This window comes from Cryobacterium sp. M15 (genome assembly GCF_002929675.1).
Classification (GTDB): Bacteria; Actinomycetota; Actinomycetes; order Actinomycetales; family Microbacteriaceae; genus Cryobacterium; species Cryobacterium lyxosi.
The window spans coordinates 258,489-271,813 of the sequence record NZ_PJJW01000040.1 but is presented as its reverse complement, the minus strand read 5'-3'; the positions used below and the strand labels follow the sequence as shown (position 1 = coordinate 271,813).

Below are 13,325 nucleotides of genomic sequence, written 5' to 3'. Positions count from 1 at the left end.
CGCGCCCCTCGATTATTTGCTCAGTGCCCCATTCCCAGGCCGCCATCGACGGGAATAACGGCACCGGAAATGTACCCGGCGTCATCGCTGGCGAGCCAAGTGACGACGCGAGCAACTTCCAATGGAGTGGCAAAACGGCCGGCCGGAATGTTGCGCTTGTAGTCCGCCTGTTGCGCTTCGGGAAGAGCAGCGGTCATGTCGGTTTCGATAAAACCTGGAGCGATGACGTTTGCAGTAATGCCGCGAGCACCAAGCTCGCGTGTGATCGAGCGGGCCAGGCCGATCAGCCCGCTCTTCGATGCCGAATAATTCACCTGTCCCGGTGACCCATAGAGTCCGACCACGCTGGAAATCAACACGATGCGACCGAAACGGGCCTTGAGCATGCCTTTGCTCGCCCTTTTGACCACGCGGAACGCTCCGTTGAGGTTCGTGTCGATCACCGACGTGAAATCATCATCGGACATACGCATAAGCAGGGTGTCACGGGTGATTCCGGCGTTCGCAACGACAACCTCAACCGGACCGTATGTCGCCTCAATCTCGGTATACGCGGCATCGATCGAAGCGGCATCGGTCACGTCGGCGCGCACGGTGAGGCTACCGGCCGGTCCGTGTCCAGACCGCGAAGTCACAGCGACGCGATGGCCCTGGGCGAGAAATTCCTCCGCGATGGCAAACCCGATGCCGCGGTTACCGCCGGTGACGAGCACTGTTCGAGCCGTTGTCATAAAGTTCCTCTTCTGTTGTTCACTCAGCTGCGGGCTGCCGGTGGAGAGTTTTACAAAATACCCGGCAGATTCAAGTTTAAGGCGTGCAAGAATCACGTCACACAGACGTAGGCTGGACAGAGCGGACTATTCCCCGCTGACTAACCCGATCACGAACCCGACGGACCCATGAAGCAGCAGTCGATCACTTCGCTCCCCGCCTCCCCAGAGGTTGAACGACGCAACCGGATGATCAAGTACTCCATTGCGATGGGTGTCCGTATCGTGTGCATTGTGCTGATGCTGTTCGTGCAGGGTTGGTGGCTGCTGCTCTGCGCCATCGGTGCGATCGTGCTTCCTTACTTCGCGGTCGTGGTCGCGAACGTGCATGTCGCGCCGCGCGGAGCCGAAGTATTACGGCCCGGCACCGTCGCAACGTACCGCAACACCGACGACGAGGCTCGGTAATTGCTCGCGCGGCCGCTCGGGGCGGTCCGATGATCGGGCTGGGCGCGCCCATGCACACATCAACCTGCTCGCGCGCAGACTGCCGAAATGTAGGTCATTGGCGCCTAGATTGGCGCAACCCGCGCATCCACTCAACTGACCGCGTCAAAACTTGGTTGGCCTGCGACGACCATGTCGACTACCTGCGTGAATTTCTCGCCGCCCGTGATTTTCCTCTCACCGTAAGCCCGCTTGCGCTCGTCGGGCCAGAGCACGCTGGAGATGCGCAATGACGGGCTGGCAATTCGCCTTCAGCCGACGCTGGGCGGGGTATCTGGCACTCGCCATTCTCTTCGCCGTGGTGTGTTCCGGGCTTGGCGTCTGGCAACTCGCCCGGCGTGATGAAGCCCTCACCGAGCTGTTCAAGATCGAATCCAATTTTGACGCGAACCCCGTTCCCGTTGTCGAAGCGCTCCCCGACCTGACGTCCTTCGATGACTCCCAGAAGTGGATGCCGGTGAAGCTCACCGGCACCTACCTCATCGACGAGGAAATGCTCGCACGCAACCGCCCGCTCAACGTCAATCCGGGCTTCGAGGTGCTGACACCGCTACTGCTTTCCGATGGCACGATTTTCATCGTCAACCGCGGTTGGCTGCCGACCGGCCAGGAGCAGGATGCTCCCGACACCGTCCCGGCACCGCCGAGCGGAACCGTCACCGTCGTAGCCCGGCTCAAAGCCACCGAACCCGACCTGCCCGGTCGCACGGCGAGCGGTACCCAAGTGGCAACGATCAACCTCACGTCTATTGCCGAGCGGCTCAACGCGCCGACCTACACCGGTGCATACGGCCTCATGGACTCGGAAAGTCCCGCGGCGAACGAGAAACGCCCGATCGCTGTGGTCAAACCGGTCCGCGACGAGGGCCCCCACCTGTCGTATGCCTTTCAATGGTTTGTGTTCGGTCTGCTCGCCTTCATCGGCCTCGGCTGGGCACTGCGCGAGGAATACCGCAGCGTGAATGCCGAAGGTCCAGAAGAACGCGCACGCGCCGATGAGCGTGCCCGCAAGCGGGCGGCAAAACCGCGCGACGACGCGGAAATTGAAGATGCGCTGCTCGACCGCCAACTGACCTAAGTCAAAAGAAGCATCAGGCGACGTCGCGGCGGTCCTGCGGGCTTTTCGCCGGATCCTGACGCAGTTTTCCCCCGTGGGCGCCTAGCGCGAGAAGTCCACGGTAGACCTCGAGCAGCGACGCGGCCGACCGGGTCCATTTCAGGCCGAGTGCGTGCTCCCGCGCCGCCACCGAAAGCTGCCGCGCCCGCTGCGGATCGGTCAGTAGATGAGCGATCGCCTCGGCCCACACCAGTGGTTCACGCGACTCCAGGACCAGGCCGGTCACCCCGTCAGCAACGGCTTCACGTAGGCCGCCGGAGGCTGCGGCGATGACGGGCACACCGCTCGCGGCAGCTTCAAGAGCAACGAGCCCGTAGGTTTCCGAGTGAGACGGCACGAGCACGAGCCGGGCGCCCCGAAACAGGGCGGTCATATCAACCCGGGACTGTGGACCGATCAGCCCCAGCTGATCAGCGAACCCGACCCGCTCGGCGATCGCCCGCAATTCGTCGACGTAGCCGTCGTAGTCGGCCGAAGCCGCGCCTGCGACCAGGAGAGCCGGACGAATGGCCGCCGGCACGGCCGCAACCGCGGCAATGGCCAGGTCGATGCCTTTGAGTGGTTGCAGACGCGCTGCGACGAGAACGTAACCACGGTCATCGACTGGTGCCGCCAGATCAAGCGGCACGCGCGGTGAGAACATGCTGCTGTCGACACCGGGCGAAACAACAACCGTGCGTTGCGCAGCACCGCCCAGTCGACCAGTGATCGTCGCCGCCTCGGACGCACTGATTGCGACGAGTGAATCCGATTCACGGGCCAGCCACGCCTCGCCGAGCATCCGTCCTGGCGATTCGGAACGTTCCCCCGCTGAAAGCGGCGTTAAATCGTTGGCAGCGATGCTGTGGAAGCTTTGTACGTGCGGTACGCCCCACCCCCTGGCTACCGGCAAAGCGGCCATGCCGGAAAACCAGTGATGCGAGTGGACGATGTCCCAGGGCGGTCGCGCCGCCAGCTGGGTCGAAAACTCCTCGATCCAATGTTCGTGGTCGCCCTTGTGCAGTGCAGTTGCCGGACCAGCGTCAAGAAACTCCAGGGTCACACCGGGTAGGAGCTGCATCGTCGTCGGCTGCTTGGCCGCCGAACGGCGGGTCAGAATGGTCACGGAGTGACCGAGACCTGCAAGAGCTTCGGCTTGATGTCGTACGACGACGTTCATACCGCCAGCATCGCCGGCACCGGGATCAGCACCCGGTGAAGTATGCAGGCACACCAGCGCGATGCGCAGCGATCTGTCGAGGGACAACACACGCCCTTCCTGTGAATCGAATCCGATGAGGCGACGCCGAATTAAAGAATCAGTTAGGACAGCTCGATGAGGTCGAGATAATCCTTGTTCCAGTGGTCTTCCGTACCCTCGGGCATGATCAACACGCGCTCCGGGTTGAGGGCCTGCACTGCGCCCTCATCATGGCTCACGAGTACAACAGCACCCGCGTAGTGCGCAAGAGCATCAAGAATTTCCTCGCGGCTGGCCGGGTCGAGGTTGTTAGTCGGCTCGTCCAGTAGCAGCACGTTGGCACCGGAGACGACGATCATGGCCAAGGCAAGACGGGTCTTCTCGCCGCCGGACAGCACACCAGCCGGCTTGTTGGAGTCGTCACCGGTAAACAGGAACGAGCCCAGTACCCGACGGGCTTCCATCTCGGTGATGCTGGGCGAGGAGGAAACCATGTTCTCGAGCACGCTGCGTGTGACGTCGATCGTTTCATGTTCCTGCGCGTAATAGCCGATCCGTAGCCCGTGCCCGGGTTCGATCGAGCCGGTGTCGGATTCGTCGACACCGGCAAGCATGCGCAAGAGGGTGGTCTTTCCGGCCCCGTTGAGGCCGAGGATGACAACCTTGGAGCCGCGGTCGATCGCAAGGTCGACGGCGGTGAAGATTTCCAGGGAACCGTAGCTCTTGGACAGGTCCTTGGCCATCAGCGGGGTTCGACCACACGGTGCCGGCTCGGGGAAGCGCAACTTGGCGACGCGTTCCACGGCGCGCACGGCGTCGAGCCCGGAGAGAAGCTTCTCGGCTCGAGCAACCATCTGGTGGGCAGCGGCGGCCTTGCTGGCCTTAGCGCCAAACCGGGCAGCCTGAAGCTGCAGAGTTGAGGCCTTTTTCTCGGCGTTGGAGCGTTCCTTCTTACGACGGTCGGCATCCGCCGTGCGCTGCAGCAGGTAGTTCTTCCAGTTCATGTTGTAAATGTCGATCATCATGCGATTCGCATCAAGGTAGAAGACGCGGTTGACCGTCTCTCCGACAAGCTCGATGTCGTGGCTGATGATGATGCAGCCGCCCTTGTAATTCTTCACAAACTCGCGCAGCCAGGCCACCGAGTCGGCATCGAGGTGGTTGGTGGGTTCATCGAGAATCATCATCTCGGCGGCCGAGAACAAGATGCGGGCCAGTTCGATGCGGCGACGCTGACCACCGGAGAGGGTACTGAGGGCCTGGTCGAGGATATGGTCGGGCAGTTTCAAGTTGCTCGCGATCGATGCGGCTTCAGCCTCAGCGGAATAACCGCCCAAACCGTTGAACTCATCCGTCAGGCGACCATACTTTTTCATGGCGGCGGCGCTGATCTTGGGATCGGGATCAGCCATGGCCAAGCTGGACTCGTGCATGCCGAGGGCAATGGTGCCGAGGCCGCGCGCGTCCAGAATGCGGGTGCGGGCGAGCATGGTCGGGTCACCCGCACGGGGGTCCTGGGGCAGGTAGCCAATTTCACCGGAATGGCTGATCGAACCCTTGGTCGGGTTGGTCTCCCCCGCGAGCGTCTTCGTCAGGGTCGTCTTGCCCGCGCCGTTACGACCGACGAGGCCGATCTTGTCGCCGCTCGCGACGCGGAAGTTGACGCCCTCCATGAGCACGCGGGCTCCAACGCGGATTTCGAGATCTTGCACGTTGAGCACAGCGATAGTCCATTCGAGGTGTGTTTACGGATGTGAAGTGTGGGTGGGCCAAAGCGGTCCAACTCACTAGTATATTTGCCTTCAGGCTGTGCTCGGCACATGGGGGCCTAGAGCAAAGCGGCCAGAAGCGATTTTTCGAGCCAGTTCAGGTACGCTTCGGTCGACCACCCCAGGGACAGTACGAGGGTGCGGAAGGTGTGGGGATGGGCCAGCGCCCACATCGTCGCCGCCGCCTCATGGTCACTCATCCCCCCGCTATAGATCAGGCCCGCGCGCAGGCCGCGCTTCTCTCGCAGTGCAGCTGCCACCTCACCAAAGCCGTGCAGCCGGGCCGCGTCACGCTTCTGCTCGAATTCCCCCACATCGGGATCGACCACGGCCGCTTCGCTGACAATGCGCAAAATTCCCGAAGTGCGTTCATTCACCAGTGCGCTCGACCGCGCCACAATCCGAATAACCTCGGTTGCCGTGCGCGCCGCGGCAATGCGTTCCCGTGTGGCCCCCGACAGCAGTGCCGGCGCCCCCGGTTCTGCAGCGACTCGATCGAGCACCGCCGCCAACAGTTCGGCCTTCGACCCCACCGAATTGTAGATGGTCTGCACAACCACGCCAGCCTCCCCCGCGATTGCCGACACCGATGTGCCAACATACCCGCGCTCGAGCATCAACTTTCCCGCCGCCATTACGATCTCAGCCCGCGTGCTCGCCGCCTGGGAAGCCCGCCGCCGGACCACGCCATTTTCCCCGATATCCATATTGTTAGCATATCATTCTAGTCAGTAGAACATGCATCTAATTATGGACGGTTGAAGGGCGGGCAACACGAAGGGCAGGCAACACGAAGGGCAGGCAACACGAAGGGCAGGCACGAAAAAACCCCGCCTGCTAATACAGACGGGGCTTTCAATTCGGACAGGAGTTACATCGCGAAGCCGAGAGCACGCATCATGTCGCGGCCGTCGTCGGTGATCTTTTCGGGACCCCACGGCGGCATCCAGACCCAGTTGATGCGGAACTGGTCGACAACACCATCCAGCGCCTCAGCCGTCTGCTCCTCGAGCACATCGGTCAGCGGGCAGCCGGCCGAGGTGAGGGTCATGTGGATGATGAGTGCATTGTTCTCATCGTCCCAGCCGAGGTCGTAGATGAGCCCGAGGTCCACGACATTGATGCCGAGCTCCGGGTCCATGACGTCTTTGAGAGCCTCTTCGATTTCATCGAAGCGCGCCGGACTCAGTGTTGAAACCATTGGTTTAGCCTACGTTCGACGGAACGAGAAAACGGTCGTAGCCCTCGTCCTCGAGGCGGTCAGCGAGCTCAGGTCCGCCCTGTTCGGCGATACGGCCGTTGACGAAGACATGCACGAAGTCCGGGTGGATGTAACGCAGGATACGCGTGTAGTGCGTGATGAGGAGCAATCCGAGGCCGGTGTTGGCCTTGGCGCGGTTGACACCCTCCGACACAATCTTGAGTGCGTCAACATCGAGACCGGAGTCGGTCTCATCGAGTACGGCGAACTTGGGCTTGAGCAGTTCGAGCTGGAGAATCTCGTTGCGCTTCTTCTCACCGCCGGAAAAGCCCTCATTGACGTTGCGCTCGGCGAAAGCCTTGTCCATGCGCAGGTCAGTCATGGCCTGGCGCACATCCTTGATCCACGTGCGGATTGGCGGGGCTTCACCCTCAATGGCAGTCTTGGCGGTGCGGAGGAAGTTGGTGACGGTCACACCGGGAATCTCGACCGGGTACTGCATGGCAAGGAACAGACCGGCGCGAGCACGGGCATCCACTGTCATTTTGAGTACCTCGGCGCCGTCGAGCAAAATGGAGCCGCTCTCGACGTGATACTTCGGGTGACCAGCGATCGTGTACGCCAGGGTCGACTTGCCCGAACCGTTCGGGCCCATGATGGCGTGAATTTCGCCTTCATTGATGGTGAGGTCGACGCCGCGCAGGATCTGCTTGGTGCCTTGGTCGGTCTCGACGCTGACGTGCAGGTCTTTAATCTCAAGAACAGACATGAATGTCTTATTCCCTTCTGAATTTGGCTTGAATGGCTGGTGGGACGGTCGGTGCGTGAGACAGACTCAGACCGCGACAGTGACGGAAGGATCGACGAAGACGAAACCGTCAATGAGCTCGACGTTGTAAACCGGGACCGGATCGTAGGCCGGCAGGGACAGAGGCTTTCCGGTGGTGAGGGAGAACATCGAACCGTGGGCCCAGCACTCGAGAGTCTGACCCTCCACGAATCCTTCGGATAGCGAGATATCACCGTGCGTGCATGTGTCACCGATGGCGAAAACATCGCCGGCGGCATCACGGACGAGGGCGATGGCGACTCCATCGATTTCAACCTTGATGGCCTGGTTCACTTCGAGCTCATCGAGAGCGCAGATCTTCGTTGCGGTCATGCTTACTTGTCGTCCGTTCCAATAAGTTCCGCTTCGATTGCGAGTTGCAACCGAGCTTCAAGTTCGGGGGAACCAATCTGCTGCACAACCTCGGTGAGGAATCCGCGCACGACCAGTCGCCGTGCTTCTTCCTCGGTGATGCCGCGAGCCTGAAGGTAGAACAGCTGCTCGTCATCGAACCGTCCGGTCGCGCTGGCGTGACCGGCCCCGACGATGTCGCCGGTCTCAATCTCCAGGTTGGGGATGGAATCGGCACGGGTACCCTCGGTGAGTACGAGGTTGCGGTTCTGTTCGTAGCTGTCGGTGCCGGCAGCCCTGTTGCCGATCAGCACATCGCCAATCCACACTGTGCGGGCATCCTGGCCCTGCAGTGCTCCCTTGTAGTTCACGCGGCTGCGGCTCTTCGGGGCATCGTGAAAAACGTACACCTGCTGTTCCAGGTGCTGGCCGGCATCCGCGAAGTACAGCCCGAGGAGCAGGGTGTCTGAACCGGTTCCGGCAAGGCGCACCGATGGGTTCACCCGCACGATACTGCCGCCGAGTGAGACGACGACGTGCTTGAGGCGGGCGTCACGTCCGACGGATGCGAAGTGGTTGGCGAGGTGCACCGCGGAGTCGTCCCATTCCTGCAGTGAAACGACGGTGAGGTTTGCGGATTCGCCGAGAATGATCTCGAGATTCTCGGTGAGCCGGGCGTTGCCCGTGTTCTCCAGGATGACCGTGGCCTGGCTGAACGGCTTGGCTTCGATGATCGTGTGGGCGCCGCGGGCGCTGTCACCAAGTCCCGACCGCGTGACCACGATTTCCTTGGCGTCTTCACCACTCACCGTGATGGCGAGGGCGTCATCGAACACCGACCAGGCATTGGCGGCGGCACGTTCTTCGGGCAGACCGGCGGTCCCGATCCGGGCGTCCGTTCTCGGTACCCATTCGACGGAGATGTCCGCTGACGGAGTCGACTCAATCGGATAGCGGGAACCGTCGAGGTCACCGGCGGTGAGGTCGGTGAATTTCGCGACGGGCGAATGCTTCCAGACGCCTTCGCGGCCGGTGACGGCCTCGAAGTCGGCCACGTTGACGCTCTTGAAGCGGTCAGAGCGGGTTTGCACCGGCACGTAACCGAAACGGCCGTCGGAGTGTTCTTTGATTCCATGCTGACCCGGCGGAAGGGTCGACGAATTGGCAGCGGATGTGGAAGGTGCGGGCACAGTTTTTGAAGCGCTCTTCGAAAGCGCTGAAGCGGCGGACATTTAGCCGACGGATCCTTCCATGCCCATTTCAATGAGCTTGTTGAGTTCAAGGGCATACTCCATCGGGAGCTCCCGAGCGATTGGTTCGATGAATCCGCGAACGATCATGGCCATGGCCTCGTCTTCGGGCATGCCTCGGCTCATCAGGTAGAACAACTGTTCTTCGCTGACGCGGGAGACGGTGGCTTCGTGGCCAAGCTGAACGTCGTCCACCCGAATGTCGATAGACGGGTAGGTGTCGGAACGTGACTGGGTGTCGACCAGCAGTGCATCACAGCGTACGGTGTTGGCGGAGTGATGTGCCGCGGCATCCACTCGGACCTCACCCCGGTACCCGCTGCGTCCCCCACCGCGAGCGATGGACTTGGAGACGATTGAGGACTGCGTGTACGGGGCCATGTGGATCATTTTGGCGCCGGCGTCCTGGTGCTGCCCGGGGCCAGCGAAGGCTACGGAGAGGGTTTCGCCCTTGGCATGCTCGCCCATCAGGTAGATGGACGGGTACTTCATGGTGACCTTGGAGCCGATGTTTCCATCGATCCATTCCATCGTGGCGCCTTCGCCGGCCGTGGCCCGCTTGGTGACGAGGTTGTAGACGTTGTTTGACCAGTTCTGGATGGTCGTGTAACGAACGCGAGCGTTTTTCTTCACGACGATCTCGACGACGGCGGAGTGCAGCGAATCAGACTTGTAGATCGGGGCGGTGCAGCCCTCGATATAGTGCACGTAGCTGCCCTCGTCGGCGATGATGAGTGTGCGCTCAAACTGGCCCATGTTCTCCGTGTTGATGCGGAAATAGGCCTGCAACGGAATCTCTACGTGCACGCCGGGCGGCACGTAGACAAAGGATCCGCCAGACCACACGGCCGTGTTGAGCGCGGCGAATTTATTGTCGCCGGAGGGGATGATGGTGCCGAAGTACTCTTCGAAGAATTCGGGGTGCTCCTTGAGCGCCGTGTCGGTGTCCATAAAGATGACGCCTTGGGCTGCAAGTTCTTCATTGATCTGGTGGTAGACCACTTCGGACTCGTACTGGGCTGCCACACCGGAGACGAGGCGTTGGCGCTCGGCTTCTGGGATCCCGAGCTTCTCGTACGTGTTCTTAATGTCGTCGGGCAGGTCTTCCCAGGTTTGGGCCTGCTTCTCCGTAGACCGCACGAAGTACTTGATGTTGTCGAAATCGATCTCGGAAAGATCGGCGCCCCAGGTGGGCATGGGCTTGCGTTCAAATAGCTGCAGGGCTTTCAGCCGTCGCTGCAGCATCCAATCCGGCTCGGATTTCAGGTTCGAGATGTCTGTGACGACCTCGGGAGAAATGCCACGGCGCGCGGATGCGCCGGCCTTGTCTGAATCGGCCCACCCGAATTCGTAGGTGCCAATCCCCTCAAGGTCGGGACGGTCGAGCAGGACATCCGACATATTTACCTCTTCTCTACCCAGCACAACCCGGATATTAGTCCGGTGATTCCCGGGCGACCTCAGTGGAGACCACGGGGAACGGGTTGTGTGGACAGCTACGTTGCGTACCTAGAATGTTCATAGAGCCAAACCGAACCCGAGTCGCCAGTGCCCCTTCGGCCACTGTTCGATTCCGGTCGACCTCATGCAGTCACTATGACCGTAAGAGAGTTCTCCATGGAAATTCCAATTCTACAGGTTGATCGGCAAGATACGCGTGCTTACCGGTTGATTTACATTTGCACAGGGCACAATCAGAAAGCACGCGATCATGAGTAAGACAGTGGGAGCAGAAGCAGTGAATTCCATTTACCAATGGTTACCCAGCGCTATCGACGCACGTATTCGGGTGGTCGCCTGGCTATCCCTGGTGTCCGAGATAGTGATTGTCGGCACCGGCGGCGCCGTACGCCTCACTGGCTCCGGACTCGGCTGCCCGACTTGGCCGTCCTGCGTCCCCGGGTCGCTCGTGCCGACGCAGGAGATGGGCCTGCATGGCGTCATTGAGTTTGGCAACCGTTTGATGACCGGGCTCATCGGAATCATCGCGATCGCCGCTGTCGTTTTGCTTTGGCGTTTGCGCAAGGAACGCAAAGATTTGTTCGTCCTCGCCGTGATTCTCGGTGGCGGTGTTCTCGCGCAGGCGCTCGTCGGCGGCGTCACCGTGTGGACCGGTCTCAACCCATTTATCGTTGGCTTCCACTTCACGGCGTCACTTATCATGGTCTGCCTTGCGACCGTGCTCGTGCACCGGGTCTATCTCGCACCGGGGCCGCGTGCCCTGATCGTTCCGGTCGGCGTCGCCGGGCTGGCCCACGCCACCAGCTTTGTCGTGGCACTGACCGTGATGATGGGCGTGCTGACCACCGCCTCCGGGCCGCATTCGGGTGATGCTGCCGCGGGTCGCACGGGCTTCAACGCTGAATTGCTGGAGCACCTGCACGCCTGGCCGGGCTACGCGACGCTGGCCTTGACGATTATGCTCCTCGTGGCATCCGTTCGGATCAAGCTGAGGGTTCGTTCATTCATCGTCACGCTGCTGATGATCGAGCTCCTGCAGATCGTTGTTGGCCTGTTGCAGGCAAACCTCGGCCTGCCGCCCGTTCTCGTTGGCCTGCACATGGTGCTGGCCTGTGTCCTCGCCGCAGCGATGACCGCCGTCGTGCTCAACCTCAAGGCCCCGATCGGCATAACGCCCGACGCAACCGAATTGGCCAACACGAACGAGGTCAGCAGCCGCCACAGATAGCCTGCGGTTTCCCCGAATGCCGAAGCGTTGATGGTCACAACCCGGTCGTAGGGCGATACACCACCTTTGGCAAACTGCCGCGTGACTCTCCCCCGGCGGTGGCCGCCGGTGTATTCTCAACACATGCATCTCGTACCGGGAGCCAAATCGAAGCCGCCAGACGACGCGGCGCGTCTCGCCCTGTTCGGTCCTGCGGTATTCGGTTTTGTGACCCAGCCGCGCCTCCAGGAACGCGGATGGAGCTGGTACGGCAACCATGGCCATACGCTGGAAGCCCAGGTACATTACTGGCTAGCCGACCCGTCTGGTAATTTCTGGTTCGAAGATTCTCCAGCCGGTCCGGTCGGCATCGCCGAACTGCGCGGATTCGTCTTCACGGACGTGCCCGGTTCCACCAATCGCGGGGGCGATCCGATCCGGGATGCCCTCGACCAACACCTGCAGTATGTCGTGATGAACTATGCCAAAAACCCCTACGATTTCGGGTCGCAGTTGTGGGCCGACCGGCACACTCAACAGCAGTCCGAAATTGAACTCGCGATTGCCCACCGGTCGAACCTGGTCGTCGACGATACTGCCTTACCCGCCATTACGGTCACAGCCTCGGACTTTACTGCCACGGGTATGGCCCTGGCCGGCCGAGTAGTGACCGTCGTCATCCATTCGGCCGACGTTGCCAAGATCGACAATCGACTGTCCCGTCGGGTCTAACCTCGACCGGGACGGCACGAAGAGCCTAGAACGGAAGCAGCGGATCCACTCCGACGGCTACAAACAACAATGTCAGGTAGGCGATCGAGCCATGGAAGACGCGCATCGGTGACACGTGCTCGTGCCGAATCGCGAGGCTGTACAGCCGGTGCGTTTCGTAGATGAACCAGCCGCCTGTAACGAGCGCGACACAGGTGTAAAGCACGCCCATGTCGGCGATCGGAATCAGCAGCAGCGAGCACGCGACGGTGGCCCACGCGTACAGAATGACCTGTAGGCCCACCTGAGCGCGACCACGCACGACAGCGAGCATGGGGACGCCGGCGGCCAGGTAGTCGCTGCGGTACTTCATTGACAGCGGCCAGTAATGCGGCGGTGTCCACAGGAAAATGATCATAAACAGAATAACCGGCGGCCAGGACAGGTCTCCGGTCACGGCCGCCCAACCGATGAGGACGGGCATACAACCAGCTACACCGCCCCAAACGATGTTCTGGGGCGTACGACGCTTGAGAATGATCGTGTAAAAAACGACGTAGAGCACAATCGCGCCGAAGGACAGCGCGGCCGCCAGCCAGTTGGTCAGCAGGCCTAACCACAAAATGGATGCCGTACCCAGGGCCCACGCGAAGATCAGGGCTTCCCGGTCGCTGAGTTCTCCGGTGACCAGGGGGCGATTTTTAGTTCTCTTCATGAGACGGTCGATGTCACGGTCGAGATAGCAGTTGAATGCACCCGCGGATCCGGCGCTGAGCGAACCCCCTACGAGCGTCGCGAGGATGAGCCAGAGGCTTGGCATTCCCCGCTCGGCGAGAAGCATCGTGGGCGCCGTGACAACCAAGAGCAACTCGACAACTCGCGGTTTAGTCAGCGAAACGTAAGCCGTGAGGGTGCGCTTCAGCGCACGTGGAGTTCTCTCGATGGTCTGAAGTGCGACGTCCATAAATCCTCGAATGCTAGGCAGTTCTCTAATTCTAGGTCACCCAGTGGCCCGTCACTGCAAATGACAGG

General features: G+C 61.1%; 14 protein-coding genes. 4 read left to right on the top strand and 10 right to left on the bottom strand.

Features of this window, described 5'->3' with window-relative positions; translation table 11 throughout:
• Positions 1-20: 20 nt before the first annotated feature.
• Positions 21-731: a beta-ketoacyl-ACP reductase gene (locus tag CXY83_RS14425; RefSeq protein WP_104197996.1), complete on the bottom strand. Its 711-nt coding sequence runs from the start codon at positions 729-731 to the stop codon at positions 21-23.
• A 168-nt stretch (positions 732-899) separates the two neighbouring features.
• Between CXY83_RS14425 and CXY83_RS14420 the strand changes: the two genes are divergently transcribed.
• Positions 900-1,178, top strand: coding sequence for a DUF3099 domain-containing protein (locus tag CXY83_RS14420; protein ID WP_104197995.1), 279 nt, complete (start codon positions 900-902; stop codon positions 1,176-1,178).
• A gap of 268 nt (positions 1,179-1,446) precedes the next feature.
• Positions 1,447-2,295 (top strand): SURF1 family protein, encoded by an 849-nt coding sequence (locus CXY83_RS14410; RefSeq protein ID WP_104197993.1) that lies wholly within the window; start codon positions 1,447-1,449, stop codon positions 2,293-2,295.
• A 13-nt stretch (positions 2,296-2,308) separates the two neighbouring features.
• On the opposite strand, the gene CXY83_RS14405 is transcribed toward CXY83_RS14410, so the two are convergent.
• The 8 genes from CXY83_RS14405 to sufB form a co-directional block, all read right to left on the bottom strand.
• Positions 2,309-3,583: a glycosyltransferase gene (locus CXY83_RS14405; protein ID WP_233200962.1), complete on the bottom strand. Its 1,275-nt coding sequence runs from the start codon at positions 3,581-3,583 to the stop codon at positions 2,309-2,311.
• A gap of 53 nt (positions 3,584-3,636) precedes the next feature.
• Positions 3,637-5,235 (bottom strand): ABC-F family ATP-binding cassette domain-containing protein, encoded by a 1,599-nt coding sequence (locus CXY83_RS14400; RefSeq protein WP_104197992.1) that lies wholly within the window; start codon positions 5,233-5,235, stop codon positions 3,637-3,639.
• A 107-nt stretch (positions 5,236-5,342) separates the two neighbouring features.
• Complete coding sequence (locus CXY83_RS14395) at positions 5,343-5,990, bottom strand: TetR/AcrR family transcriptional regulator (RefSeq protein ID WP_104197991.1); 648 nt, start codon at positions 5,988-5,990, stop codon at positions 5,343-5,345.
• A 164-nt stretch (positions 5,991-6,154) separates the two neighbouring features.
• Positions 6,155-6,484 (bottom strand): metal-sulfur cluster assembly factor, encoded by a 330-nt coding sequence (locus tag CXY83_RS14390; RefSeq protein WP_104129099.1) that lies wholly within the window; start codon positions 6,482-6,484, stop codon positions 6,155-6,157.
• 4 nt (positions 6,485-6,488) lie between these two features.
• Entirely contained in the window at positions 6,489-7,253 is a 765-nt protein-coding gene (gene sufC / locus CXY83_RS14385; protein WP_104129098.1) for a Fe-S cluster assembly ATPase SufC, read from the bottom strand.
• Positions 7,254-7,319: 66 nt separating this feature from the next.
• A complete protein-coding gene (locus tag CXY83_RS14380; RefSeq protein WP_104129097.1) occupies positions 7,320-7,646 on the bottom strand; it encodes a non-heme iron oxygenase ferredoxin subunit in 327 nt (108 codons plus the stop codon).
• 2 nt (positions 7,647-7,648) lie between these two features.
• Complete coding sequence (gene sufD, locus CXY83_RS14375) at positions 7,649-8,896, bottom strand: Fe-S cluster assembly protein SufD (RefSeq protein ID WP_104197990.1); 1,248 nt, start codon at positions 8,894-8,896, stop codon at positions 7,649-7,651.
• Positions 8,897-10,315, bottom strand: a complete 1,419-nt coding sequence (gene sufB / locus CXY83_RS14370) for a Fe-S cluster assembly protein SufB (RefSeq protein WP_104197989.1) — start codon at positions 10,313-10,315, stop codon at positions 8,897-8,899. It lies immediately after the preceding gene.
• A gap of 310 nt (positions 10,316-10,625) precedes the next feature.
• Between sufB and CXY83_RS14365 the strand changes: the two genes are divergently transcribed.
• Both CXY83_RS14365 and CXY83_RS14360 read left to right on the top strand, forming a co-directional pair.
• The gene (locus CXY83_RS14365; RefSeq protein WP_104197988.1) at positions 10,626-11,603 is read left to right on the top strand and encodes a heme A synthase; all 978 of its coding nucleotides are present in this window, start codon (positions 10,626-10,628) and stop codon (positions 11,601-11,603) included.
• Between the two features lie 123 nt (positions 11,604-11,726).
• Entirely contained in the window at positions 11,727-12,314 is a 588-nt protein-coding gene (locus CXY83_RS14360; RefSeq protein ID WP_104197987.1) for a hypothetical protein, read from the top strand.
• A 25-nt stretch (positions 12,315-12,339) separates the two neighbouring features.
• Here CXY83_RS14360 and CXY83_RS14355 read toward each other — a convergent pair whose 3' ends face one another.
• The gene (locus CXY83_RS14355; RefSeq protein ID WP_104197986.1) at positions 12,340-13,257 is read right to left on the bottom strand and encodes a heme o synthase; all 918 of its coding nucleotides are present in this window, start codon (positions 13,255-13,257) and stop codon (positions 12,340-12,342) included.
• Between the last annotated feature and the right edge of the window lie 68 nt (positions 13,258-13,325).